Source organism: Devosia sp. MC532, from assembly GCF_016461625.1.
GTDB lineage: Bacteria > Pseudomonadota > Alphaproteobacteria > Rhizobiales > Devosiaceae > Devosia.
The window spans coordinates 82,943-108,197 of record NZ_JAEMNZ010000012.1 but is presented as its reverse complement, the minus strand read 5'-3'; the positions used below and the strand labels follow the sequence as shown (position 1 = coordinate 108,197).

20 protein-coding genes and 1 pseudogene are annotated in these 25,255 nt (G+C 57.6%); 17 read left to right on the top strand and 4 right to left on the bottom strand.

From position 1 onward, the window contains the following. On the top strand, positions 1–194 hold a 194-nt coding region (locus JHC09_RS14740; RefSeq protein WP_199532585.1), incomplete at its 5' end, for a transposase. 66 nt (positions 195–260) lie between these two features. Here JHC09_RS14740 and JHC09_RS14735 read toward each other — a convergent pair. Together JHC09_RS14735 and JHC09_RS14730 are read right to left on the bottom strand one after the other, a co-directional pair. After that, positions 261–823 (bottom strand): annotated as a pseudogene (locus tag JHC09_RS14735) (transposase); the annotation flags it as partial. A gap of 96 nt (positions 824–919) precedes the next feature. Next, positions 920–2,230, bottom strand: coding sequence for a sugar transferase (locus JHC09_RS14730; RefSeq protein WP_199532584.1), 1,311 nt, complete (start codon positions 2,228–2,230; stop codon positions 920–922). Positions 2,231–2,780: 550 nt separating this feature from the next. On the opposite strand from JHC09_RS14730, the gene JHC09_RS14725 reads away from it, so the two are divergent. The 3 genes from JHC09_RS14725 to JHC09_RS14715 are packed head-to-tail and all read left to right on the top strand — an operon-like array spanning position 2,781 to position 6,574. After that, positions 2,781–3,815 carry an extracellular solute-binding protein gene (locus JHC09_RS14725; RefSeq protein ID WP_199532583.1) on the top strand — a complete coding sequence of 345 codons (1,035 nt, stop codon included), beginning with the start codon at positions 2,781–2,783 and terminating at the stop codon, positions 3,813–3,815. A 30-nt stretch (positions 3,816–3,845) separates the two neighbouring features. Then, entirely contained in the window at positions 3,846–4,931 is a 1,086-nt protein-coding gene (locus JHC09_RS14720) for an ABC transporter ATP-binding protein (RefSeq protein WP_182394761.1), read from the top strand. Beyond that, the gene (locus tag JHC09_RS14715) at positions 4,928–6,574 is read left to right on the top strand and encodes an iron ABC transporter permease (RefSeq protein WP_169196219.1); all 1,647 of its coding nucleotides are present in this window, start codon (positions 4,928–4,930) and stop codon (positions 6,572–6,574) included. The genes JHC09_RS14720 and JHC09_RS14715 overlap by 4 nt, the downstream gene beginning before the upstream one ends. An 82-nt stretch (positions 6,575–6,656) precedes the next feature. Here the strand turns inward: JHC09_RS14715 and JHC09_RS14710 are convergent, their stop codons facing one another. Further along, positions 6,657–7,349 carry a FadR/GntR family transcriptional regulator gene (locus tag JHC09_RS14710; RefSeq protein ID WP_199532582.1) on the bottom strand — a complete coding sequence of 231 codons (693 nt, stop codon included), beginning with the start codon at positions 7,347–7,349 and terminating at the stop codon, positions 6,657–6,659. Positions 7,350–7,536: 187 nt separating this feature from the next. On the opposite strand from JHC09_RS14710, the gene JHC09_RS14705 reads away from it, so the two are divergent. The 12 genes from JHC09_RS14705 to JHC09_RS14650 all read left to right on the top strand — a co-directional run bounded on the left by JHC09_RS14705 (position 7,537) and on the right by JHC09_RS14650 (position 23,512). Continuing rightward, positions 7,537–9,030: a sugar ABC transporter ATP-binding protein gene (locus tag JHC09_RS14705; RefSeq protein ID WP_199532593.1), complete on the top strand. Its 1,494-nt coding sequence runs from the start codon at positions 7,537–7,539 to the stop codon at positions 9,028–9,030. A 33-nt stretch (positions 9,031–9,063) separates the two neighbouring features. Then, complete coding sequence (locus tag JHC09_RS14700; RefSeq protein WP_169196217.1) at positions 9,064–10,059, top strand: ABC transporter permease; 996 nt, start codon at positions 9,064–9,066, stop codon at positions 10,057–10,059. 86 nt (positions 10,060–10,145) lie between these two features. After that, positions 10,146–11,087 carry an ABC transporter substrate-binding protein gene (locus JHC09_RS14695; protein WP_199532581.1) on the top strand — a complete coding sequence of 314 codons (942 nt, stop codon included), beginning with the start codon at positions 10,146–10,148 and terminating at the stop codon, positions 11,085–11,087. A gap of 59 nt (positions 11,088–11,146) precedes the next feature. Then, positions 11,147–11,878, top strand: a complete 732-nt coding sequence (locus JHC09_RS14690; protein ID WP_199532580.1) for an SDR family oxidoreductase — start codon at positions 11,147–11,149, stop codon at positions 11,876–11,878. A gap of 104 nt (positions 11,879–11,982) precedes the next feature. Next, on the top strand, positions 11,983–13,257 hold the full coding sequence (locus JHC09_RS14685) for an L-fuconate dehydratase (protein WP_199532579.1): 1,275 nt from the start codon (positions 11,983–11,985) through the stop codon (positions 13,255–13,257). Next, positions 13,257–14,042 (top strand): SDR family oxidoreductase, encoded by a 786-nt coding sequence (locus tag JHC09_RS14680; protein ID WP_199532578.1) that lies wholly within the window; start codon positions 13,257–13,259, stop codon positions 14,040–14,042. The genes JHC09_RS14685 and JHC09_RS14680 overlap by 1 nt, the downstream gene beginning before the upstream one ends. 121 nt (positions 14,043–14,163) lie before the next feature. Next, positions 14,164–14,523 (top strand): RidA family protein, encoded by a 360-nt coding sequence (locus JHC09_RS14675; protein WP_169196212.1) that lies wholly within the window; start codon positions 14,164–14,166, stop codon positions 14,521–14,523. A 500-nt stretch (positions 14,524–15,023) separates the two neighbouring features. Then, entirely contained in the window at positions 15,024–15,965 is a 942-nt protein-coding gene (gene bcsN / locus JHC09_RS14670; RefSeq protein WP_199532577.1) for a cellulose biosynthesis protein BcsN, read from the top strand. 26 nt (positions 15,966–15,991) lie between these two features. Further along, entirely contained in the window at positions 15,992–18,154 is a 2,163-nt protein-coding gene (gene bcsA / locus JHC09_RS14665) for a UDP-forming cellulose synthase catalytic subunit (protein ID WP_199532592.1), read from the top strand. Then, positions 18,151–20,397, top strand: a complete 2,247-nt coding sequence (locus JHC09_RS14660; protein ID WP_199532576.1) for a cellulose biosynthesis cyclic di-GMP-binding regulatory protein BcsB — start codon at positions 18,151–18,153, stop codon at positions 20,395–20,397. Before bcsA ends, JHC09_RS14660 begins: the two co-directional genes overlap by 4 nt. Next, positions 20,394–21,437, top strand: a complete 1,044-nt coding sequence (locus tag JHC09_RS14655) for a glycosyl hydrolase family 8 (protein ID WP_199532575.1) — start codon at positions 20,394–20,396, stop codon at positions 21,435–21,437. Before JHC09_RS14660 ends, JHC09_RS14655 begins: the two co-directional genes overlap by 4 nt. Further along, positions 21,437–23,512 (top strand): cellulose synthase, encoded by a 2,076-nt coding sequence (locus tag JHC09_RS14650; RefSeq protein WP_199532574.1) that lies wholly within the window; start codon positions 21,437–21,439, stop codon positions 23,510–23,512. Before JHC09_RS14655 ends, JHC09_RS14650 begins: the two co-directional genes overlap by 1 nt. On the opposite strand, the gene JHC09_RS14645 is transcribed toward JHC09_RS14650, so the two are convergent. Then, on the bottom strand, positions 23,509–24,279 hold the full coding sequence (locus tag JHC09_RS14645) for a DeoR/GlpR family DNA-binding transcription regulator (protein ID WP_169196207.1): 771 nt from the start codon (positions 24,277–24,279) through the stop codon (positions 23,509–23,511). The two genes, JHC09_RS14650 and JHC09_RS14645, sit on opposite strands and share 4 nt — an antisense overlap. Positions 24,280–24,395: 116 nt before the next feature. Between JHC09_RS14645 and JHC09_RS14640 the strand changes: the two genes are divergently transcribed. Then, entirely contained in the window at positions 24,396–25,226 is an 831-nt protein-coding gene (locus JHC09_RS14640; protein ID WP_199532573.1) for a TIM barrel protein, read from the top strand. Positions 25,227–25,255 lie beyond the last annotated feature (29 nt).

Below are 25,255 nucleotides of genomic sequence, written 5' to 3'. Positions count from 1 at the left end.
CAATGGCGGTTCGGCGTTGCACAGTCGAGCACGTCTTCGGCACTATAAAAGGCTGGATGGGTGCCACCCACTTCCGAACGCGGGGCCTAAAGAACGTCGCAACTGAGGCCAGCTTGACCATCCTGGCTTATAACCTCAAGCGCGCCATCGCTGTCGCCGGTGTGACTGCCACCCTCAAAGCCATATCGGGATGAAGAGAGCCAAAACGCGCTGTCACAAACCGACGGGCGAGACCAACTTCAACGAGTTTTAACACAGCCTCGGTTCCAGACCCGGCTTGGTGCCGAGGATTGATCCTCCAGCGCCTCAGGGTCACCGTTCAAGTAGCGATCGTACCAACGATAAAAGGTTCGCCGCGGAATACCCAACCGGTCCAGCGTCTGTTTGGTGGGGAGATGCGATTGCTCAACCAGCCGGATAATCTCGAGCTTTTCAGATGAGGGATATCTCATTCGATATCCTCCCCATCCCCGATCATGCTTTTTTTAAGCAGGCGATTCTCGAGCGTCAGATCAGCAACGCATTCCTTGAGGGCGCTTGCTTCCCTGCGTAAATCCCGAACCTCATCATTGGTGGCGGCACGAGTTGTGTCACCAGCCAAACGTCGCTTGCCAGCTTCCATGAACTCCTTTGACCAAGAGTAATAGACGCTCTGGGCGATGCCCTCACGTCGGCACAGCTCAGCAATGCTGTCCTCGCCACGCAATCCGTCGAGCACGATCCGGATCTTGTCCTCGGCGGAAAAGTGTCGTCGTGTCGCGCGGCGAATGTCCTTCACAACCTGCTCTGCGGATGATTTCGTCTTCGTTGTTTTCGTCGTCATTCTGGGTCTTTCGTCACTCAGACGAGACCAGAACTCTCCTTAAATCGCAAACCCATTTCTGAGACACAGGTGCTGATGCCGGACAATGTCGAACACCTATCGTCCTGCGCCGAACAGCACCGTCCGTATCGTTTTGAATACGATGTAAATGTCCAAATCCACAGACAAGTGCTTGATGTAGTAGAGGTCGTAGGAGAGTTTCTCGATCTCTTCTTCTGGGGTCGCGGCATAGCCCGAGCGCACCTGTGCCCAGCCCGTGATTCCAGGAAGGACAAGGCTGCGAAGTCCGTATTTCGGTTCTAGAGCCGCGCTGCTTTCCGCCACATATTCGGCAACCGGACGGGGACCGATCAAGCTCATGTCTCCGCGCAAGATATTGTAGAGCTGCGGTAGCTCGTCAAAACGCAGCTTGCGGATGAGATTGCAGCCGGGAATAATGCGACTGTCCGATACTGTCGTGGAGCCACCCTCCGTGCCATTATACATGGTGCGAAGTTTGTACATTCGGAAGCTTTTGCCACCATATCCGCGTCGATCCTGTACGAAGATGACCGGAAAACCATCTCTTAGGCCAATATAGCCCATGACCAACAACGCGATCGGGACAGTGATAGGAAGCGTGGCTAAGACGATGATAATGTCGAGAAGCCGTTTGCAGCGCGTATAAAACACTTGGCTCGGGGTGTAAGCCAGATGCGAGACCTCGAAGCTTTTGACTTCCAGTCGGCCGAGTAGAATTTCGCGGTAGGCCGACCATGGCATAATTTCAATGCCGCGCAAATAGCAGGTTGCGAGCACTTTGGACCAGGCTTCGCTGTGGTGCGTCTGCGGGTCGATCAGCAGAATCTCAGCATCCTCTAGATTACCGGCATCTGCCTCAACTATTGGAATACTTCCCAGTTCGGTTGACACCTCACCGGCATTATTGAACGCTGCAAGCACCACATGTGCGCGAAATGTGCGCTGAAAGCGGAGGTTGGCATAAGCCATTGCCATAATCAGAATAGGCGCCGCGAGCATGATGCCCTGATAGCTTATTGGCAGGCGCAATGCAGAGAGAACCGTCACCGCGGTACTCAGTAGCCCTATTGTGACAAGGGCGGCAGTGAAGATTGCTGATGAGTGGCGGCGGAGTCCCGCCAATATCAGCGCACTGCCCAGTGGGACAGACGTCAGAACCGCAACTGCTAAGAGGATATTGCTCCAGTCATTGCGACCAAAACGAGTGATCGTGGAGACATATACGGCGCCTATTAAGGCAGCCGCAACCACTGTCGGCCACAAGAAGCTCCGCAACTCACCGAGATAGCGGTGACGTCGCAAGCGCCCCCCTTTGCCCACGACATACGATAAGTTGCGCGCTGGATAGTATGGATCATCACCATCGAACTTGTTCTGATCCAACATGGCGATGCCCCTGTCACACTAGCGGTCGTAAGCGTTCTGGATGTTGGTGTCTGATACAGTTGTCTCTATGTCAATCTTTTAGCTGCGGTTGGCTACTTGGGCGGTCCATGTGCCCAAAGTCCGTCACTACAGTGTCACGATTCCGGTGCTACAGTGGGTACGTGCGCAGTTTCCTCACTGCCGCCTGCCTTTAAAACCGTTGATATCACGACGCCCAGCTGCGCCGGATCAGATTTTCACGCGCTTTTTAGGAGCAGTCTGGGACAAATTTTTGATCTGCCCGCGAGAGCAAAATGGCCTCATGAGAATCTATGCATGATTGGATTTCAGTAGAATTATCAGAGGGTTGTTCGGAGAATTCCCACTTTTCGGTCCATTGCTCAGACTTGAAAATCCTGTGTCCAGCAGAGAAAACCTAGTCGACCGCTTCAGGTTAACGTTTTGTCAATACCCTTGGGGGTGAGGCCAAGACGATATTGCAGAACATGGCATGCACTAAAGTGCGATAATTCCCTCAGGCTTTGTCATAGCCGATGAGAGGAATATCGACATGCGTCGCACGTCATCCATTGGTGCAGCAACAATTGCTGCTATCGCACTTTCCCTGACCGGTGTTCTCGGCGCCGTTGCTCAGGACGCTGCTATTTCGGGTACCACGCTCACCGTGTACACCCCGAATGAAGAAGGCATGCTGGAAAGCCTGATCCCTGTCTTTGAAGAAAAGTCCGGTGTTCAGGTCCAGATTATCACCGCAGGGACCGGCGAGCTTTACCAGCGTATCCGTTCGGAAGCGTCGAACCCACAGGGTGACGTGCTGTTCGGTGGCGGCGCGGCTCAGGCTGCGGCCCACACTGAATTCTGGGCTGAATATGTTTCGCCAAACAATGAATTCATGGTTGAAGCTGGCAAGAACGCAACCGGCTTCTTCACCCCATACCAAGCTGACGGTTCGAACCTTCTGGTTAACACCGAAGCGACCGCTGCTGCTGGCATCGAAATCAAGTCCTATGCAGACCTGCTACAGCCAGAGCTGAAGGGCAAGATTGCCTTCGGCGACCCAACGGCGTCCTCGTCTGCCTTTGCTCAGCTCACCAACATGCTCAAGGCTGTTGGCGGCGACTATGAATCCGACGCGTCGTGGGATTTTGTTGGCAAGCTCGTGACCCAGCTCAACGGCATCACCATCGGTTCGTCCAGCCAAGTAGCTAAGGACGTTGCCGCAGGCGAGTATATCGTTGGCCTTACCTACGAACCGCTTTCGCTCAACTTCGTCCTCTCGGGCGCGCCGGTCGAGATCGTTTACCCGTCTGAAGGCGCAGCCTTCCTGCCGGCAACGCTCCAGGTCATCAAGGGTGCACCAAACGAAGCTGCTGCCAAGGCCTTCGTGGACTTCATCATCTCTGAAGAAGGCCAGACCATTCTGGCGGAACAGACCGCTGGTCGTCCGCTGCGTGATGGTGTTGTCAAGCCAGGCCTGCCAGCCCTGTCTGACATCCCGACCATTCAGGAAGATGGCGCCTACGTAGCAGCGAACCGCGATGCAATCGTTGCGAAGTACCGCACGATCCTCGAAGCTAATTTCTAAGAACGTTTAACAACCAATAGGAGCAGCCCGGTGACCAGCATCGCGCTGCGCTCTCTGCGCAAAGAGTACAACGGCCAGGTCGCGATCCCAAATCTCGATCTGGACATTCATGAAGGTGAATTCTTCACGCTTCTTGGCCCCTCAGGCTGCGGCAAGACAACCTTGCTGCGCATGATCGCCGGTTTCAATTCCATTGAATCCGGGACGATCTCTTTTGACGATGTCGTCATCAATGATCGTTCGCCAGCGGCGCGAAACATCGGCATGGTGTTCCAGAGTTATGCCCTTTTCCCGCAGATGACTGCGGCGAAGAATGTTGCCTTCGGGCTGCAGACTCGCAAAGTCGAGAAGGCGGAGGCCGCTGAGCGTGTCTCCGTCGCCCTCAAGCAGGTCCACATGGACCATCTTGCGGATCGTCTGCCGGGCCAAATGTCGGGTGGTCAGCAACAGCGTGTGGCGCTTGCCCGTGCTCTGGTGATCAAGCCCGCCGTTCTGCTGATGGACGAACCGCTGTCCAACCTTGACGCCAAGCTGCGCGTTGAGATGCGTGACACTATTCGGGAAGCGCAGCGCGCTTCCAAGATCACCACCGTTTACGTCACCCACGACCAGGAAGAAGCCATGGCCGTGTCGGATCGTATCGCGGTGATGAACCAGGGTGTGGTGCAGCAGTGCGATACGCCTGCAGAAATCTACCGCAACCCGGCAAATCGCTTCGTTGCTGAGTTCATCGGCAAGACCAACCTTATCGAGCGCGAAATTGAAAAGCGCGGTGATCAGACCGTTGTCGATCTTGGCGACGGCGTTGTTCTTGACGTGACCAATCGTATCCAGCCAACCGCGACGGGCAAGGTGCAGATTTCTGTACGTCCAGAAGCCGTGCATGTTGGCGAAAACGGTCTGCCAGCTGAGGTCGTTGAAGAAACGTTCCTTGGCTCCCATTCGCAAATCCGCGCGCGTCTGAGCACTGGCGAAACCGTAGAATTCCTTGAATTCTCGATCCGTGACGCGCTCTGGCAGCGTGGCGACAAGGTCTCCTTGGTCTTTAAGGACGACGTTTTGACCTATTTTGATGCCGTCACTGGCGTTTCGATCACGCGGAGCAAGTCCAAGTGAGCGCAACTCGGCAAAAGTTCGACGGTTGGACCACGGTCGCCGTCGTTCTCACCGCTGGCTATTTGTTGATGGTGATCTGGCCGTTGATGACGGTCATGTTCAACAGCTTCAGCGCCGACGGTGAGTTTTCGCTGGCGGGCTTTGAGAAGTTCTTCTCCTCGCGCCTTTACTATTCCACCCTGTGGAACAGCGTTCTCGTCACGGTCTGCGTGACGGTTCTGGCGCTCGCCGTGGCTTTCCCGCTCGCCTATTTCATGACCATGTTCCGCGTCCGCGGTTCGGGCATCATCCAGATCCTTATTCTGGCCTCCATGATGTCGCCGCCGTTCATCGGCGCTTATTCTTGGATCCTCATGCTGGGCAACAACGGCATGGTGACCCAGCTCATCCAGGATGTATTCGGCGTCAAACCGCCAAGTATCTATGGCTTCCCGGGCATCATCCTCGTGCTGACCCTGCAGCTTGTGCCGCTGATCTTCACCTATCTCATGGGTGCTTGGCGCACGGTGGACGTGTCGCTGCTCGAGGCGGCTGAAAGCATGGGTGTTACGGGGCTCCGTCGCGCCGTCCAAGTTATTGCGCCGCTCCTCTGGCCAACGGTTCTCGCGGGCTCGCTCTTGGTTTTCGTGCGTGCCTTTGCCGATTTCGGCACGCCAATGCTGATCGGGCAGGGCTTCCGGACGGTTCCAGTGTTGATCTATTCGTCCTTCGTCGGTGAAGTTTCGACCGACCAGAGCTTTGCCGCTTCGGTCGCCGTCATCGTCATCCTCGTGACCATGTCGATCTTCCTGTTCCAAAAATATCTGGCCAGCCGTCAGAAATTCTCGATGACGGCGATGCGCACCATCGAGCCGAAGCAGATCAAGGGTTGGGCAAACTTCGGCGTTCACGCCTATGTCTATTCCTTCCTTTTCCTCGCGCTCGCGCCCTTGGTGGTGGTGGTCATTTCCTCCTTCCGCAACACCCTATACGGCCAGTTCGTCGATGGGTGGGGCTTTAAGAACTATGTCGGCTCGCAGCGTGATATCTGGCGCTACATCGGCAACACTTTTGGCATTGGCCTCACCGCCCTCGCCATTCTGGTGGTGATCGCTGTTCTGGTTGCCTATCTCGTTGTGCGTCGTAAGGGCTGGCTCAGCAATGTGCTCGATACCATGACCATGGTGCCTTATGTGGTGCCGGGCCTGGTTATCGGTATTGCGCTGATCACTGCGTTCTCGACCGGCCCGCTGATCCTCACCGGTTCGGCGCTGATCATGGTGCTGTCACTGACTATTCGTCGATTGCCCTATTCGGTGCGCTCGACGACTGCGCTCATGGGCCAGCTCAACCCAGCCATTGAAGAAGCGGCGATGAGCCTAGGCGCGTCCAAGTGGACAACCCTGACCCGCATCATCGTTCCGGCGCTCGGCCCCGGCATTCTATCGGGCGCGGTGCTGAGTTGGGTGACCATCATCACCGAGCTTTCGACGACGCTCTTCCTCTACAACACCAGCACCCAGACCTTGGCGCTCGGCATTTATGCTGAAGTGATCCGTGGTCAGTTGGGCACGGCCGCAGCGCTCTCGACCATTCTACTGGTCCTGACCATGGCCTCACTCTTCCTGCTGATGAAGCTGGGGAATAAGGACATCAAGATCTAAGCCAAGCGCTTATCGAGACTACAAAAACAAACCGGACCATCGCGAGGTGGCCCGGTTTTTTCTTGCGTCGATGCAAAGGGAATTAATCCCAAACGTCGGTCATGGCCTGCGCGACATAGTCGAGATGCGCCGTCATCGCGGCGCGCGCAGCGTCCGCATTCCCGGCCAAAACGGCATCTGCAATAGACACGTGGTCGGAAAGAATATGCGCTCGAACGGCGTCGATATCGCCAAGGTGCCGGTGAAACTGCTCGTCGACCGCTCCCGTCCGCGAGGCCCAAAGACCTTCCAGCGTTTCGCGCAAAACGCTATTGCCGGATGCTTCAGCCAGCGTCATGTGCAAAGTGCGGTCGCTGTCGGACGACCATTGCCCGGATGCTGTCTCTTCGCCCATGCGGATGAGCGTTTGCTTGAGACGCTCTCGACCGGTAGAGGAAATGCCTTGGCTGGCCAAGGCCGCCGCTTCCGGCTCTAAAAGACGTCGCACGGCCATAATTTCAACGGGCGATGCGCTCTGCTCGGGAAGATCGGTTTCGCGGGCCAAAGGCCCTTTAACGAAAGCGCCGACGCCAACACGCACCTCGACCAAACCGGCGACTTCCAGCGCGATCAGCGCTTCCCTCACAGTCGGGCGGGATACGCCCAGGCTTTGGGCCAAGTCGCGCTCTGAAGGCAGCTGTACGCCGGGCGCGACCGCGCCAGCCGCGATCTGATCGCGGATCTGATCGGCAATCTGGATATATAGTTTTCGGTTTGAAACGGCCTGTAGTTTCATGACCACCTCCACAACACACCATAGGCATTACCGGTCAACCTGTCTACTGGTCAGACCACTTGACAGGCGTACTAACATGTTACTATGGTCGGGGCGGGGATAGCTGAGGAGCCTCCCTGAGGAGGACATCACTGTGGCGCAAAATCCGGCTGGGAACGTGAACGCGACGCTTGTGCCGCTGGTCGAGATGACCGGTGTCGACAAGTCGTTTCCCGGCGTCCGCGCTCTCTCCAATGCGCAGTTTCAACTCTTGCCCGGTGAGGTTCATGCTCTCATGGGAGAGAATGGCGCGGGCAAGTCCACGCTGATGAAAATCCTTTCTGGCGTCTATTCTCGCGACGCTGGCAGCGTGCTTGTTAACGGCGCTCACACTAACATCAGCTCGCCGCGCGAGGCCCAGGCGAACGGCATTTCCATCATTCACCAAGAGCTGGCGCTTATGCGCGATCTCACTGCTGCGCAAAACATTTTCATCGGTCGCGAGCCGCGCAAGTTCGGCATTCTGGACGAAGCCAAGCTCAATCGCGATGCGGCGGAAATTTTCGCGCAGATGAATTTGAAGCTTGAGCCAACGGTGAAGGTCGAAACCCTTACCATTGCCAAGCAACAGATGATCGAAATCGCCAAAGCGCTGTCTTATCGCAGCCGTGTCCTCATCATGGACGAGCCGACCGCTGCGCTTAACGACGCCGAAATCGCCGAGCTGTTCGCCATCATCAATCGCCTCAAGGCGGACGGTGTTGGCATTGTTTACATCTCTCACAAGATGGACGAAATCAAACGCATTTCCGACCGCGTCACCATTATGCGCGACGGCGAATATGTTGGCACTGTTCCGGCAGCTGACACACCGATCGAAACCATTATCTCCATGATGGTAGGGCGCGCGTTGACCAATGAGGCGTTGGTCATTCCGGACACGTCAAACGCGCCAGTGGCGCTCGATGTCCGAAACTTCTCTCGTGGTCGCGAAATCCGCGATGTCAGCTTTACCGTTCGCAAGGGCGAAATTCTCGGCTTTGCCGGGCTGATGGGCGCAGGCCGCACCGAGGTTGCACGCGCGATTTTCGGCGCGGATCGTCGTGACGGCGGCGAGGTCTATGTCAACGGCAAGCGCATCACCATCAATTCTCCCAAGGACGCTGTCGAAGCGGGCATTGGGTATCTCTCCGAAGACAGAAAGCTCTTCGGTCTCGCCACCGGGATGGACGTGCGCAACAATATCGCTCTGGCCAGTCTTGGGCGCTTTACCCACGCGGGCGGCGTGCTCGATGAGGGCGGCATGGCGGAAGCGGCCAAGGGCTACATTCGCCAGCTCGCCATCAAAACACCGAGCGACGGGCAAGAAGCGCGCCTGCTCTCTGGGGGCAATCAGCAAAAAGTGGTCATCGCCAAATGGCTGCTGCGCGATTGCGATGTGCTGATTTTTGACGAGCCGACGCGCGGCATCGACGTCGGTGCGAAATCTGAAATCTATAAATTACTCAATGCTTTGGCGGCTGAGGGGAAGGCGATCATCGTGATTTCCTCCGAGCTGCCGGAAATACTGCGCCTGGCTCATCGGATCGCTGTCATGTGTGAAGGTCGCCTCACGGGCATCCTTCCCGGTGGCGCGAGCCAAGAAGAAATCATGCGCCTGGCAACCATGCGCGACGGCATGGAGCTCAAGCGCGCGGGCTAAGGCTCCGCGCCAATTGAGGGGGAGAGAAAAACTATGACAGACGCCGCCGTACCCGCACAGAAGTCAGGCATTCGCATTTCGGGCGCCTTCCATCGACTGCTCGCCTTCTCAGGGCTTCTTGCGCTGATCATTGTCTTCTCTTTGGCCTCGCCCAATTTCATGCAGACCCAGAATATTCTGGCCATTCTGCAGGCCACCTCGGTCAATGGTGTTCTCGCCATCGCGGCGACGCTGGTCATCATCACGGGCGGCATCGACCTTTCGGTCGGAACGCTCATGACCTTCTGTGCCGTCATCGCAGGCGTTTTGCTCACCTATCTCGGCTTGCCCCTGCCCGTTGGTGTGGTTGGGGCCATTCTCGCTGGCACCTGCGCCGGTCTTGTTTCCGGTACGGTGATTGCCAAGCTCAAAGTACCACCCTTCATCGCCACTCTTGGCATGATGCTGATCCTAAAGGGCCTTTCGCTGGTCATTTCTGGCACGCGTCCAATCTATTTCAACGACACGCCCGGTTTTACGCAAATCGCGCAGGGCTCATTGGTGGGCGCAGTCATTCCTGCACTGCCCATTCCCAATGGTGTGCTCGTGCTGTTTGCCGTTGCGATCGTGGCCGCCTTCGTGCTGAGCAAAACCGCCCTTGGCCGCTACACCTTTGCTTTGGGCTCCAACGAAGAAGCCGTGCGCCTCTCCGGCGTCAATGTAGATCGCTGGAAGATTGCGGTTTACGCAACGGCAGGTTCGATCTGTGGCGTGGCTGGCATACTCATTGCCTCGCGTCTCAATTCCGCCCAGCCCGCCTTGGGTCAGGGCTATGAGCTCGACGCGATTGCGGCGGTGGTTATCGGGGGCACTTCGCTCTCTGGCGGCCGCGGCACCGTGCTTGGCACGCTCATCGGCGCGCTTATCATATCAGTTTTGGCCAATGGCCTGCGCATCCTTTCGGTGGCGCAGGAATGGCAGACGGTTGTCACCGGCTGCATCATTATCTTGGCCGTCTATGCCGACATACTGCGCCGCCGCACCCTTTAGCGGCGACGCTTGTATCGCGCCCCAATCTGGGCGCTGACGACCGGCTCTTTTGAGCCAAGACGTGAACACTTGGGAGGAGAAACCCTATGCTTAGACGTACTCTGCTCGGCGCCATCAGCGCACTCGCACTTGTCAGCGCTTCCGGCGTGACCCTTGCGCAGGATCAATATGACATCGCGCTGGTCTCGAAAGGTTTCCAGCATCAGTTCTGGCAGGCTGTAAAAGCTGGCGCAGAAAAGGCTGGCGCTGAACTTGGCGCAACCATCACCTTTGAAGGCCCAGAAAGCGAAAGCCAGGTTGACCGTCAGCTCGATCAGCTGGCTGCAGCCCTCTCGCGTAGCCCAGACGCTATCGGCTTTGCCGCTCTCGACAGCCAAGCCGCCGTGCCACTGCTCGAACAGGCTAAGGCCGCCAACATTCCGATCATCGCTTTTGACTCTGGCGTCGATAGCGACATCCCGCTGACCACTGCCACCACTGACAACCTTGCCGCTGCCGCTCTGGCTGCCGACAAAATGTCCGAGCTCATCGGCGGCGAAGGCAAGATTGCTGTTGTTGGTCACGACCAGACCAGCGGCACCGGCATTCAGCGCGTTGAAGGCTTCGTCAACCGCATCAAGGAAGCCCATCCCAAGATCGAAATCGTCACCGTTCAATACGGCGGTGGTGACCATCTTCAGTCGACCGAAGTCACCAAGTCGATCCTGCTGGCAAACCCAGATCTCAAGGGCATTTTCGGCACCAATGAAGGCTCGGCCATTGGCGTTGCCAACGGCAAGCAGGAGCTCAACAGCCAGATCGTCGTGATCGGCTTTGACTCCGGTGCCGCGCAGAAGGGCTTCGTTCAGTCCGGTCTCGTCAATGGCGCGATCACCCAGAACCCAGTTGGCATTGGCTACGAAACCGTTGCTGCCGCCATCAAGGCTCTCAAGGGCGAAACCCTGCCTGCGATCATCGATACCGGCTTCTACTACTACGACAAGGACAACATGGCCGATCCAGAGATCGCTGCCGTTCTCTACGACTAAGATTGTTACGGGGGCCGGACGAGGGACCGGCCCCTTTCCACTTCATCAGGACCAAAGACATGGCCGATATTTCAGGCAAAATCGTACTCATTACGGCGGCGGCTCAAGGCATTGGCGAAGCGTCTGCGCGGGCCTTCGCTGCGGCCGGGGCCAAGGTTATCGCCACCGATATCAATGCGGCCAAACTGGCTGAGCTCAACGGCACTCCAAATATCACGACGCGCGTCCTCAACGTCCTTTCGGATGCTGATGTTGCCGCTGCAGTCGCCGAGATTGGCCATATCGACGTGCTCTTCAACTGCGCCGGTATCGTCCATTCCGGCTCGGTCCTGGAGATGAGCGACGCCGATCTCGATTTTGCGCTCGATCTCAATGTCCGCGCCCAAATCCGCACCATTCGCGCCATTCTGCCCCAGATGCTCGAGCGCAAAGACGGAGCGATCATCAATATGGCAACCGTCGCCTCGTCCATTAAAGGCGTGCCCAACCGCGCCGCCTATTCCATTTCCAAGGCCGCAGTCATTGGCCTGACCAAATCCATTGCGGGCGACTACACCACGTCCAACATCCGCGTGAATGCGATCTGCCCCGGCACTGTCGAAAGCCCGAGCCTGCACGACCGTTGGCACGCTACAGGCGACTTCGAAGGGGCCAAAAAAGCCTTCATCGCGCGCCAGCCGATTGGCCGTATCGCCCAGCCGCAGGAGGTTGCTGATCTCGCCGTCTATCTCGCCGGTGCCACCTATACGACCGGACAAGTCCACATCATCGACGGCGGTTGGACGGGCTGACCCCACCTGCCCATCGCCACTCAAACTCAGAGCCCCACCTCTCCCTTTGGAGGAGAGGTCGCCGCTAAGCGGCGGGTGAGGGGGCCTTACTGGATCGGTGCAAAATGAAGATCACATCGCTCTCTACTCATGATTTGCGGTTCCCCACTTCGGCCTCGCTCGACGGCTCGGATGCGATGAACCCCGATCCAGATTACTCCGCCGCCTATGTGGTGCTGGGCACCGATGGTGCGTTGGAAGGTCATGGCCTCACCTTCACCATCGGCCGCGGCAATGAAGTTGTGGTTGCCGCCATTAAGGCCCTCACCGATCGCGTCGTCGGGCTAGACCTTGCTTGGATTGCAGAAGACCCCGGTCGCTTCTGGCGCCATGTCACCGGCGATAGCCAGCTGCGCTGGATTGGCCCAGACAAGGGCGCGATGCATCTGGCAACCGGTGCGGTGGTCAACGCGGTCTGGGATCTTTTGGCCAAACAAGCCAATAAGCCGGTCTGGCTCTATGTCGCCGAGATGAGCCCGGAACAGCTCGTTTCCATCATTGATTTCCGCTACCTCACCGATGCCATCACCCCTGATGAAGCCTTGGCGATTTTCCGCAAGGCCGAGGCGGGGAAAGCCGAGCGCATCGCCACACTGCGTCAGGAAGGCTATGCGTGCTACACCACATCGGCAGGCTGGCTCGGCTATTCCAACGAAAAGCTCACACGCCTCGCCACCGAAGCGGTCGAAGCAGGCTTTAGCCATATCAAAATGAAGGTTGGGCGCGACCTTGCCGACGATATTCGTCGCCTTGAAATCGTCCGCTCCATCATGGGGCCAGATCGTTATCTGATGATCGACGCCAATCAGGTTTGGGAAGTCGATCAGGCGATTTCATGGGTCAATGCGCTCCAGCGCTTCAATCCTTATTTCATCGAAGAGCCGACCAGCCCCGACGACGTCGAAGGCCATCGCAAAATCCGCGAAGCCATTGGCCCGGTCAAAGTCGCCACCGGCGAAATGTGCCAAAACCGCATTCTCTTCAAGCAGTTCATCACGCGCGAGGCCATTGATATCGTCCAGATTGACGCCTGCCGCATTGGTGGGCTCAATGAAGTGCTCTCGGTTCTGCTGATGGCTGCGAAATACGGCAAAGCCGTCTGGCCACACGCCGGTGGCGTTGGACTTTGCGAATATGTGCAGCACCTCTCGATGATCGATTATCTCGTGGTCTCGGGCACCAAGGACGGGCGCGTGATCGAGTTCGTCGATCACCTGCACGAGCATTTCCTTGATCCCTGCGTCATCCAAAATGCGGCCTATATGCCGCCTGAACGCGCTGGGTTCTCCATCGAGATGAAGCCGTCCTCCATCGCAGAAAATACATTTCGGGGCGCATAATGGATCTCGGTCTTAAAGACAAAGTCGTCATCGTCACTGGCGGCGGCTCCGGCATTGGCGCTGCCATCAGCTTGGGTCTTGCCGAAGAAGGCGCCATCCCAGTCATTGTCGCGCGGTCGGATCTGTCGGCAGATTTCTCCGCCAAACTGTCAGCCCACGCCCCGAACTACGGCTTTGTCAAAACTGAACTCTCAGACGACGCCGCCTGCCAGCGCGCGATCGAAATCGTGGCGGAAAAATTTGGCCGCATCGACGGCCTCGTCAACAACGCCGGTTTTAATGACAATATCGGCCTTGAAGCGGGTCCTGCGGCCTTCCGCAAATCGCTCGATGCCAATCTCATCCACTATTACAACATGGCCCATTTCGCCCTGCCGTGGCTCCGGCTGTCCAAGGGCGCCATCGTCAATATCTCCTCCAAAACCGCGATCACGGGGCAGGGCAATACGTCCGCCTATGCCGCCGCCAAAGGTGCGCAACTGGCCATGACGCGCGAATGGGCGGCAGCCCTCTTGTCGGATGGCATTCGCGTTAATGCGGTTATTCCTGCCGAGGTGATGACGCCACTTTATCGCCGCTGGGTCGATAGTTTCGATAATCCCGAGCAAAAACTGGCGGATATCACCAAAGCCATTCCGCTTGAGCAGCGCATGACCACGTCTGAAGAAATTGCGGCCGACGTGGTTTTCCTCCTCTCCAATGCCAAGTCCGGGCACACCACCGGGCAATGGCATTTCGTTGATGGAGGCTACACCCATCTTGATCGGGCGCTCAGCGCGTCCTGATCGGGAAATGCTCTTTCAGATCAATCAGTAGGCGGTTTCATCAGCTGCGGGAGGGCCTTGCAAAAATGCTTGCATTCGCCCCCTCCGGCGTGTGACCAATTGCCCATTGATCAAGGAGAGAGTGATGATCGAACGTTTTGAAGCTGGCCCACGCATGAGCCAGGCTGTGTCCTACCCTGCTTCGGGCAAGGTCGTTGTTTTGGCGGGCCAGGTTGGCAATCCAGCAACCGCCGATGTCGTTGAACAGACCAAGGAAGTTATCGCCAAGATCGATAGCCTTCTGGCCCAGGCTGGTGCAGACAAGACCCAGATCGTTTCGGCCACCATCTGGCTGCGCGACATTTCGGACTTCGCCAAGATGAACACCGTTTGGGACGCATGGGTCCCACAGGGCCACACCCCAGCCCGTGCTTGCGTGGAAGCAAAGCTGGCTCTGCCCGAGCTGCTGGTCGAAATTCAGGTTACTGCCGTCGTTCTCTAATAGACTAGAATTGGGCCGGCTTGTTCCGGCCCAATTTCTCTTTCTATTGGCGCCAGAGATATCTTCATTGCGCCAATAGTTTCTGATCCTCTTGGGGGAATTCCCTAGCCCGGCCGGCAGATGCTGCCTCAATTTGAGGGCGCTTCCCCCTCTCCATTTTTCATGTAAAGTACTAGTGTCGCTGATGTCAGCGCGCAGTTAAGTTGTGACCTAACGTCTCGGATGTTGGGCGCGCGCTGGCGGAATAACTCTCGATCGCGCTGCCTATACATCTGTCAGGTAAAGAAAAACGTTCTCAAATCTTCATTTAACGCATTGTTAAACATCGTTAAGTGTAAGTTTCGAAACGAAAAATTTATTGGTAAATGGCGCTTAGACAGGATTTGTTAGCATCTGCTTAACTGCGCTGATTAATATTTAGCGACAGAGGGTTCCGGGGTTTGGGTCGCTCGGCACTTTGGTGCGTTTAGACTATGTTCACGTATGGAAGGCCGGCAAAAATGCTGAGTGCGGCACGGCGCAGGCTCACAGTTAAGATATTAGCGTCCATTGGTATGGCGGCGTTTCTGGCTGCTTGTGCGACTACCTCTGAGCTGAAGCCCCATGAGCCGATGGTTATCGCTCCAGCACAGTCCATCGTTGTTCCCCCTCCGGGCGGCCCGGCGGTGGTCAGCGTGGTTCAGACGACCTACCCTAATGCCGTCAAACATGACATTTTCCTGGAAACCACAGCCCGCACGGCTGGCGAGAATAAGATCTCGGTTATTCGTTTCGTGGGTAAGGGGAGCGACGGGTCCGACGCTGGTTTGAGCGACATCCCGTTCACCCGTGTTAACCTCACCGAAGAGGCGCTCGCCGCTTGGCCCAATTCGGGCATGGCCGTATCGCCCTTCTTCGTCCAGAACAATTATGGCCCCTTCGGCTACGCGATAGCCAAGCCGAGCAATGGCGACGTCTGCATATATGCTTGGCAGCGTATCGAAGCCACCTTGCGCCCTTCCGGCGCGGTGGATCGTGGCTCCATCAATGTCCGCCTTCAGCTGTGCCGTCGTGGCGTCACCGAAGCGCAATTGCTCGAAGTTATGTATCAGCTGCGCCTGAACACGGGCGTATTCCCTCCGGGCAAGGCGCCGATGCAGATTGGTGCCACCCTGTCGCCTATTCGGCCGCTTGGTGTCCAAGGCTTTGCCGAGGTCATTCCGACCGCCCGCCCGGCCCCGCGCGCGCAAACCGCTGCGCCAGCACCTCAGCCGGTTGCAACGACACGACCAATTGTGCCGCCAATTTCTGGGCCAATTGTACCAAGTCCAACCGATAGGCCTGGTGGCGTCGGGCCAATGGTGCCGCGTCCACCCTCGGGGACATCGTCCACCGGTTCGACTAACACAGCGCCAACCGCGCCGGGCGTGTTCGTCCCATCCCCTCCAGCAAGCACTCGATAGAGTATGTGAGAGCGTAGGAGACTAAAATTTCGAAGGCCCTCACAGTTTTTGCATGGCTGGCAATCGCGATTGCCACGCTAGCGCTCATTGCCATCCCGGTGAGCCTCCAAGTTCACCTGATCATGGCGGTATTGCTACTGTCTGCCATGCTGGTCATCAAGCTTCTGGACCTTGGGGGGAATTGGCGGCTGCTGCTGCTGACCTTCGGTACGATCATTGTGCTGCGCTATGCCTATTGGCGCACAACCAGTACAATCCCGCCCTATTATGAGATCGCCGACTTTATTCCCGGCCTGATCCTGTATCTGGCTGAGATGTACTGCATCGTCATGCTGTTCTTGAGCTTGTTTGTCGTGCTCAAGCCCATTCCGCCCCGCGGCTCGGTCCGTCTTGGACCCAATGATCGTGTGCCAACGGTCGATATCTTCATCCCCACTTACAATGAAGATTATGAGTTGTTGGCGGGCACTTTGGCGGCTGCCAAGGCCATCGACTATCCAGCAGACAAAATGACCGTCTGGCTGCTCGATGATGGTGCCACTGACGCCAAGCGCTCGCATCCCGATCCAGAGCTCGCCGCTGTTGCCCAAGAACGCTACACCCAGCTGCGCGGATTGTGCGAGGAACTCGGCGTGTCCTATCTGGCGCGTCCAGCCAACGAGCACGCTAAAGCTGGCAATCTCAATTATGGTCTGTCGCAGTCTAAGGGCGAATTCGTCGCCGTCTTTGACGCTGACCACGCGCCAGCGCGCGATTTCCTTCAGGAAACCGTTCCGTATTTCGATCGCGACCAGCGTCTCTTCCTGGTGCAGACCCCGCACTTCTTCCTCAATCCAGATCCGCTTGAGCGTAACCTGCGCACCTTTGAGGTGATGCCGTCTGAGAACGAAATGTTCTACGGCATCATTCAGCGCGGTCTTGATCGTTGGAATGCGTCGTTCTTCTGTGGTTCAGCAGCGCTGCTGCGCCGTGAAGCGCTTGAACATACAAACGGCTTTTCGGGTCGCTCGATCACGGAAGACTGTGAGACCGCCATTGAGCTCCACAGCCGTGGCTGGAACTCGATCTACATCGATCGTCCGCTGGTTGCGGGCCTGCAGCCAGCAACTTTCGCCAGCTTCATCGGCCAGCGGACCCGTTGGGCGCAAGGCATGATGCAGATCATGTTGTTCAGCTTCCCGCTGTTCAAGCGCGGTCTCAAGATCGAGCAGCGCATCAGCTACATGTCTTCGACCATGTTCTGGCTCTTCCCGCTGTCGCGAATGATCTTCCTGTTCGCGCCATTCTGCTATCTCTTCCTTGATTTGCAGATATTCACCGCTTCTGCCGGTGAGTTCACCGCCTATACCCTGACCTATTTCATCGTGAACTTGGTCATGCAGAACTCGCTCTTTGGGCGCTGGCGCTGGCCGTGGATTTCCGAGCTCTACGAATATATTCAGTCGGTGCACCTGTTCGGCGCGCTGCTGTCGGTGGTGCGCAATCCATCCAAGCCTTCGTTCAAGGTGACGTCCAAGGATGAAAGCGTCGATGTCTCGCGCTTGTCCGAGCTGTCGCGTCCCTTTTACATCATCTTTGTTGTGCTCGTCGCCGCACTGGCAATGACCATCTACAAGATCACCACACAGCCCTATCAGGCCGAAGTGACCATGGTGGTGGGCAGCTGGAACATCTTCAATCTCATCATCGCCGGTTGCGCTTTGGGCGTGGTTGCCGAGCGCCGCGAACAGCGCGCCAGCCGCCGCATCAATGTTGATCGGCGCTGCGAAGTCCAAGGTACCGATGGCACATGGCTGCGTGGCAATATCATCAACGTCTCGACCGGTGGCCTTGCCATACGTTTACCCAATTCCTCGGGCTTGGGCAGAGGCGCTGGTGCGGTGGTGCGGTTCACCCCTCTCTCGCAAAGTGAAGCGCGAGAGCTCCACATCTTCGTGGCGTCGACAAAATCTGAAGGCAAAGCGGTGGTGTTGGGTGCGCGCTACATGCCCAAGTCTGGTAAGGACTATGAGCTTATTGCAGATTTGCTCTACGCAAACTCTGGCACTTGGCTGCAGCGTCAGAAGCAGCGCCAAATCAATATTGGCCTCATTCGCGGAACACTGCGCTTTGTCGGCATGGCGCTTTATCAAACCGGACGCGGTCTAGGCTATCTGTTGCGGTTTGGGTCGAGCAGGACAAATCCATGAAAAAGCTCATCCTCCTCACCACGGCGCTCCTGACCTCCACCTTGCTCTTAGTTGGGGCGCAGGCCCAGTTCGACATGTCGCCGGAAAGCGATCGTGTCGTGGCAGCACCAAGCCCTGCCGTGCCGCTCCCGCCGACCAGCACGGATGCTGTTCTCGCGCCGGTCAATGTCAGCTTTTCGCGTCCCATTCTGCCAGAACGCACGTTCAATTTGGCAGGCGAAGAAGTGCGCCGTTCGGTTGTCGTCTATCTGACGGCTGAACAGGCCGCGGCCCCAGCCTCGCTCGATCTGGCCTATCTCAATGCGGTTGTTGTCGCCCCTGAGAACAGCTCGGTGAAGCTGCGCATCAACTCGGTTGAAATCGCCCAGTCCCCCATTGCCTCGCCCTCCCAGCCGAGCGCACTGAGCTTTGCTGTGCCGCAAGGCATTCTGCGTCCGGGTCCAAACGTCATAGAGTTTGCCGCCAGCCAGCGTCACCGCACTGACTGCACCATCGCCTCGACCTATGAGTTGTGGACCGACATCGAAAGCACCAGTGCTCGTCTGCGCTTTGAGGGCGCTAACGTCGGCGTCATCCGCCAATTGTCCGATCTCGGCGCTGTGGGTGTCGATGAGAACGGCACGACGACCCTCCGCATTATCACAGCGGATCACACTGATAGTCGTGCCCGCACGTCGCTCTTGCGTCTGACCCAGCAGTTGTCGCTGGCCATGCGCGTGCCAAGCTTGAAGGTCGAACGCGCCACCGAGCTTTCAGCCCAAGCACGCCCCGGCGTTCTCGATGTGGTAGTCATGCCTGCCGAACGACTGCCTAGCGCGGTTGCTGGCGCAGCACCTCAGGCGACGACCGGTCCTGTTGCTGCAATGATTGCGGTGCAAAGCCAGGCGAATACGCTGGTTGTCTCCGGGCCGGATTGGCAGGCGATCGAACGAGCTGGCGAAGCCATCGCGATCGCGGCACCCGGCGGCGCCAGCCGTCCACGCATCGATTTGGCGACCCCGCATCCGCGTCTCGAAGGCGGCATGGAAATCTCGCTGAGCGAATTGGGCGTCGAAACCATTGAGTTCAATGGGCGCAATTTCTCGACCAGCTTGCAGTTTGATCTACCGGCGGACTTTTACGCCTACCGCTATGGCACGCTCGATCTGGTCCTTGATGCGGCGTTCTCGGCCGATGTGGAGCCGGAGAGCGAGATCAATATCTACACCAATGGCCAAATCGCCTCGGCCACGCCTTTGCTGCGCACCGATAGCGGCATCCTGCGTAATACGGTCATGCGGATCCCCATGACCAATATGCGCCCAGGCCGAAACGTCGTCGACATCAGGGTCAATCTGTTGACGGCCTCCGATGCGGTCTGCCAGCCAGGCTGGACCGGCCAGGCCCCCACGCGTTTCGTTCTGTCCAATTCCACGCTCCTGCGCATGCCAGAGTTTGCGCGCGCTGCCAGCTTGCCAAATCTTGAAGTCTTCACCGGCCTTGGCTGGCCCTATTCCGAGCAGCCCACAGTCCCGGTTGTGGTCAGCGATGGCGAAACCGATCTCACCGCAGCCATGCAGCTTCTCGGCCGCGTGGCCGCTGCCGCCGACACGATCTTGCCGGTTGAGGTTATGTCCCAGTCGGCGCTGACCCCCGACAAAAACGCTATTCTTGTCATGCCGCTTAGCGCCATGCCGGTATCCATTTCCGGCCGCACCGGCATTTCGGGCGTATCGGCACCGGTACAATCGCCCAATGAGCGGGCGCTCGATCAGTTTGCAACCCCGCAGGCCGAAACCTCGGCTTGGCGCCGGCCTGCCGATTGGTTGTCGCAGCGCTTGGGACTGAACTTGGATGACCTGCGCATTCGCGCCCTTGATAACGGCCCGCGGACCATTTCCGCCAATTCTGCGGCGCTCTCTCAAGTGCGTCAGCCTGAGGGTGGCATTTGGACGGTGCTGACGGCCGCCGATAGCGCGGTCCTGCTCGAAGGCTCTGAGCGGATGTTGGTCGTTGACAACTGGCGCAAAATTTCTGGCCGCATCAGTGAAGTGGCCCGCAATGCCGATGGTGTCCAAGTCGTTCCGTCGAGCAATCACACGCTTGTGAACACGCAGCCATTTTCTTTCGCTAACATGCGCCTTGTCGCTGCGAACTGGTTCTCTGGCAATATTCTGTTCTTTGCCGGGGCAATCATGGCCATGGGCGTCTTGCTCATGTTCGCAACGTCGTTTGTTCTGAATGCCGTAGGACGCCGAGAATGAAGTGTCTGCCGCTCGTTGTTCTGGCTTTTCTAGGACTTGCTGTCATGCCAGCTGTCGCTACAAGCCCACAAATCCACGCCGACGAATGGCGCCTGTATCTCGACAGTTATGTCGAGCAGAACGGCCGCGTCATTGATCGCGCCAATGGCAGTATCAGCCATAGCGAAGGGCAGGGCTATGGCATGATCTTGGCGGTCCTCGCCGATGATCGCGCCAGCTTTGAACGGATTTGGTCCTTCACCGATACCGAGTTGCTGATCCGCAATGATGGACTGGCCGCATGGCGCTGGGAGCCGACCGCCGATCCGCATGTCTCTGACACCAATAATGCCACCGATGGCGATATTCTGATCGCTTATGGTCTGCTGCTCGCCGCTGAGCAGTGGTCGGACGACGCCTATCGTCATCGTGCGCTCGCCATCATACAAACGGTCGGCCGCACGATGATTGTGCCGAGTGAGGCCGGTCCTGCCATCTTGCCGGGCCAGTTTGGCTTTATCCCAGAGGACGGTTCTTCTCCGATCCTAAACCCGTCCTATTGGGTGTTTGAGGCGCTTGATCTCTTTGCCAAGGTCGATAGCTCCACCGATTGGGCCGCAATCTCCAAGGCTGGTCTTGATATCCTGCGCCGTGCCGCGGTGAGCAAAGCCGGTGTTCCCGGCGATTGGATCCAGCTGAAAAATGGTGGGGTTGTGCACGCACCCAACCATCCGGCTGAGTTTGGTTACAACAATATCCGTATCCCGCTCTATCTGATCCGCGCTGGTGCCAATCCCGGTTTTCTCGGCCCCATTCGACGCAGTGCGACAGGGGACACGCTGAATAAAATCAGCGTCATCAATGGCGCGGCTGTGGAGCCAATTGGCGAGCCAGGCTATCGCCTGATCGTTGCCGCCATTGATTGCGTGACAGCGCGCAAACCCATTCCGGTCGAATTACGCAGTTTGCAGGCAACCAGCTACTACGCTTCGACATTACAGTTGTTGCTGCTCGATCATTTGCGCCGCAATGAACCCCTATGCCTGGGCGGAGGCTATTGATGCGTTTTACTATTCCGCTTGTCATTATCGGGCTCATCGGCGGCGTTAGCTATGCCGTCGTGGCCGAGCAGGGCAAGCAGCGCCTCCCGCATGCCGATACACCCGTCCAAACTGTCGTTGCCCAAGCCGAGCCTGTGCCAATGCCACAGCCGAGCGCCGCCCCGGTCCCGCAAGGTCCGAAGGTCGATGAAACGGCATTGCGCTATTTCGCTCAGCAGGGCGACACCGAGCGCATGAACCGCGAAATCGAGCGTCTGCGCGCGCTTTATCCCAATTGGGAGCCGCCTGCAGACCCCTTGGCTCAAGACTTCTCACCCGATCGCGATATTATTCGCATGTGGGAGTTGTTTAACGCTGGCGATTACGCGGGCACACGCGCCGCCATTGTCGCGCGTCAGGCGACCGATCCAAGTTTCGAGCCAACTCCGGACTTGCTCAAAGAGCTCAATCTGGCCGAGGCGCAGGTCAAGCTGCGCAACGCGTCCGATGTCGCTGAGCACCAGACTGTCATCACCGTGGCGGCCAATACCCCAGAGCTTTTGACCTGCGAGCGCATCGACAATCTTTGGCGCCTAGCTGATGCCTTTGTCGCCACCGATGCCGATGACCGCGCCATCGACGCCTATAAATACATTCTCACCAATTGCACATCTGCCGAAGAGCGCCTGTCGACCATTCAAAAAGCCAAGGCGCATTTTGACATTGCTCAGTTGAGCCCCCTTTTCGAGCTCGAAAAGAAGGACGCCAACGGCGTTGGCGAGTTTGAACCGCTGCGCCTTGATCTGGCCCGTGCGGCCATCGCCTCTTCGCTGGACGTCGGCGGCGTACCGGTGTCACCGGCCGACGTGGCTTTCTTCGAACGCTCTATAAATGAGCAATCCTCGGCGGAAGACCTGCGCCTCTTTGGCTTCTACAAGCTCGAACGCGCCCGCCCGAACGAAGCGCGCCGTCTGTTTGAACAGGCGCTCGAAAAAGACCCCTCAGAAGCGTCGGCCCAAGCGCTCGCCGCGGCTCTCTTGCAATTGCGCGATTATCGCGTCGCCGAGGAAATCCTCGCGCCCTATTCCGATCTCAGCGATGAGATGTCGGCCATGTATCTCGACGCCGTCGCTGCAGTGCTGTCGCTCGAACCCCGCGTGTCGCTCGATAGTGATGCTCTTGGACGCATGGTTGATGCCATTTCCTCGACCCGCAATGCCAATGCGGCACAGGAAATGGGCTGGTATGCCTATGGTTTTGATCAGGTCACGACAGCCATCGAGTGGTTCACCCTCTCGCTGCGCTGGCAGCCAGATCTCGAAAAAGCCGCTTATGGTCTGCTCGTTGCCTCCAATGCTGCCGGCGACCTCAATACGGTTCAGGCGATCAAGGCCCAATGGGGCAACCGTTCTGAGCGCATTGCCGCATTCCCGCGCGTCGTCGACGGTTCGCGCCCCGATACGCAAACGGCGCCGGTACAGGACGTCGTCGCCAAACCGGTCGCTGCGCGTCCTGCCGCAACCCCAAGTTCTGCGCCGCGCACCGCTGCGTTTGGCACGTCCGGCTCCGGTGGTGGAGGCTCCCGCTCCTGTCAGAACCCAGTGCCTGCGGCGTCCCTTTCCCCCGGTGCAGCGCTTAGTCAGGCGTGGTGCCTGATGGGCCTCAACCGTCCGGCGCAAGCCGCTGAAGCCTTTGCACGCGCGCTCCAGTCTTCCGCTGCTGCCACACGCAGCGATGCCGCTTATGGTCAGTCGCTTGCGTATATGCGCATGGGACTGCCCGATAATGCCGCCGTTGCCGCCGCCTCAGCACCACTTCCAAGTGCCCGCGCTGTCGAGCTCGAAATCGGCATCATGACGCAAAAGGCCCAAACCGCTTATGCGGCGGGCGACTATGTCAAAGCGATCGAATATCTCAACCTGCGTGGCCAATACGCTCCAGAGCGCAATGACCTTCTGACCCTGCGTGCCTGGAGCTACTACCACATGAAGCTCTATCGCGAAGCGCGCCGCATTTTCAAAGCTGTGGCAGCCACAGGCTTTGGCGACGCTTCCGAGGGCCTACGCCTGTCTGAACAAGCCCTTATGATCTACTAGTTCGAGCGCAATTGCGTCTCGATCACTGTCACCCCCGCCTCCGCGCACAGCTGCCGGATTGCAGGGGGGCAGGCGTCCGTGATGAAGCTATGCGCTTGGCTCAAATGCCCAATTCTCACCGGCGCAGTGCGGGTGAACTTGGTCGAGTCGGACACCACGATGACATGGCGCGCATTGGCGATAATGGCTTGCGCGACCTTCACCTCACGATAGTCGAAGTCCAAGAGCGAACCATCGCTATCGATGGCCGAAACGCCGATGACGGCAAAGTCGACTTTAAACTGACGGATAAAGTCGACCGCCGCTTCCCCCACGATGCCGCCGTCGGACGGGCGAACCACGCCACTGGCGATCACCACTTCAATGCTGGGCACAACCCGCAAGCGGTTGGCCACGTTGATATTATTGGTAATCACCATCAGCCCCCGATGCTCGCTCAGCGCTTGGCTCACGGCTTCGGTGGTCGTACCAATATTGATCAGCAGCGACGCATTGTCGGGAATGAGCTTGGCAGCAGCCTCCCCGATAGCGCGCTTTTCATTGGTCGCGATTTGTCGCCGCGCCTCATATTCAACATTCTCAACGCCTGAAGGGTGCATCGCCCCGCCATGAGTGCGCTTGAGCGAGCCTCTGTCGCACAGAATATTGAGGTCTTTGCGGATCGTTTGAGGGGTCACGCCAAACGCTGCGACGAGGCTTTCAACGGTCACTTCACCCAGCTCGCGCGCGAGTTCTACAATTTTCGCTTGTCGCAGTGAGGGTGTCATCGGCGTGGTGTCCTTCTTTCGTTTTCTCCTTAAACGAAACCAACCGCTCCGTTAAGTCGATCTGTGCTTGCTCTCCTCTTCAGGTCATGAAATCCTAGTACTAGGAGGATGTTGAAATGACCGAAGTTGCGCACCGAATAGCTGTGTCTACATGGTCGCTCCATCGGCTGTTGGGCACCACCTATCCCCACGACCTCGATAGTAATGAGGTTACGGGGATGGCCGAAACATATGGTTCGGGCACCGAAACATTGCTCGGCCTGCCTTCGGTACTTGCCAATCATGGTTATAACCGGCTCGAAATTGTTTCATTTCATTTGCGCAGCCGAGACCCCATCTACCTTGCTGAATTGCGCGATCAGCTCAACATCGCCAAGGTCACGTTACAAACCCTGCTCATTGATGCAGGCGACATGACCGACCCAATCCATCACCAGCGCGATACCAATTGGATTGCCGGATGGGTGGAAGTGGCCAATGCTTTGGGCGCGCAAAACGCACGCGTCATTGCAGGTAAGCAAAAGCCTCGCCCCGAAACATTGGCGGCCTCATTGGCAGGCTTCAAAAATCTTCTCAAAGCCAACAGCGGCGAGACGCGCATCGTCACCGAGAACTGGTACGATCTGCTTTCAACGCCAGAAAGCGTCCACACGCTTCTCGATCGGCTGGATGGCCGTGTTGGCCTCTTGGCAGACTTCGGCAATTTTACTGGCCCCAATAAATACGCCGAGCTCAAATCCATCTTCCCACGCGCAGAGTTGTGTCACGCCAAGGCCGATTTCATCGATGGCGTGCTCAATCAAGACGACTATGCTCAGTGCATCTCAATTGCTGAGGCAGCGCGATATCAGGGGCCCTATACACTCATCTTCGATGCCCGCGAGCCCTCTGAATGGCACGGCTTGGCCAAAGAGCGGGACTTCTTGCTGCCGCGTACAAAAGCCTGAACCAATACCCCCAAGCCTCGCCCTAGGCG

Excerpts from the sequence above, each read along its gene's own strand:
- JHC09_RS14660 (WP_199532576.1), top strand. The coding sequence starts at position 18,151 with ATGAAAAAGCTCATCCTCCTCACCACGGCGCTCCTGACCTCCACCTTG.
- JHC09_RS14730 (WP_199532584.1), bottom strand. The coding sequence starts at position 2,230 with ATGTTGGATCAGAACAAGTTCGATGGTGATGATCCATACTATCCAGCG.
- JHC09_RS14705 (WP_199532593.1), top strand. The coding sequence starts at position 7,537 with ATGACCGGTGTCGACAAGTCGTTTCCCGGCGTCCGCGCTCTCTCCAAT.
- JHC09_RS14695 (WP_199532581.1), top strand. The coding sequence starts at position 10,146 with ATGCTTAGACGTACTCTGCTCGGCGCCATCAGCGCACTCGCACTTGTC.
- JHC09_RS14700 (WP_169196217.1), top strand. The coding sequence starts at position 9,064 with ATGACAGACGCCGCCGTACCCGCACAGAAGTCAGGCATTCGCATTTCG.
- JHC09_RS14680 (WP_199532578.1), top strand. The coding sequence starts at position 13,257 with ATGGATCTCGGTCTTAAAGACAAAGTCGTCATCGTCACTGGCGGCGGC.
- JHC09_RS14725 (WP_199532583.1), top strand. The coding sequence starts at position 2,781 with ATGCGTCGCACGTCATCCATTGGTGCAGCAACAATTGCTGCTATCGCA.
- JHC09_RS14690 (WP_199532580.1), top strand. The coding sequence starts at position 11,147 with ATGGCCGATATTTCAGGCAAAATCGTACTCATTACGGCGGCGGCTCAA.
- JHC09_RS14655 (WP_199532575.1), top strand. The coding sequence starts at position 20,394 with ATGAAGTGTCTGCCGCTCGTTGTTCTGGCTTTTCTAGGACTTGCTGTC.
- JHC09_RS14650 (WP_199532574.1), top strand. The coding sequence starts at position 21,437 with ATGCGTTTTACTATTCCGCTTGTCATTATCGGGCTCATCGGCGGCGTT.
- bcsN (WP_199532577.1), top strand. The coding sequence starts at position 15,024 with ATGCTGAGTGCGGCACGGCGCAGGCTCACAGTTAAGATATTAGCGTCC.
- JHC09_RS14685 (WP_199532579.1), top strand. The coding sequence starts at position 11,983 with ATGAAGATCACATCGCTCTCTACTCATGATTTGCGGTTCCCCACTTCG.
- JHC09_RS14640 (WP_199532573.1), top strand. The coding sequence starts at position 24,396 with ATGACCGAAGTTGCGCACCGAATAGCTGTGTCTACATGGTCGCTCCAT.
- JHC09_RS14710 (WP_199532582.1), bottom strand. The coding sequence starts at position 7,349 with ATGAAACTACAGGCCGTTTCAAACCGAAAACTATATATCCAGATTGCC.
- JHC09_RS14645 (WP_169196207.1), bottom strand. The coding sequence starts at position 24,279 with ATGACACCCTCACTGCGACAAGCGAAAATTGTAGAACTCGCGCGCGAG.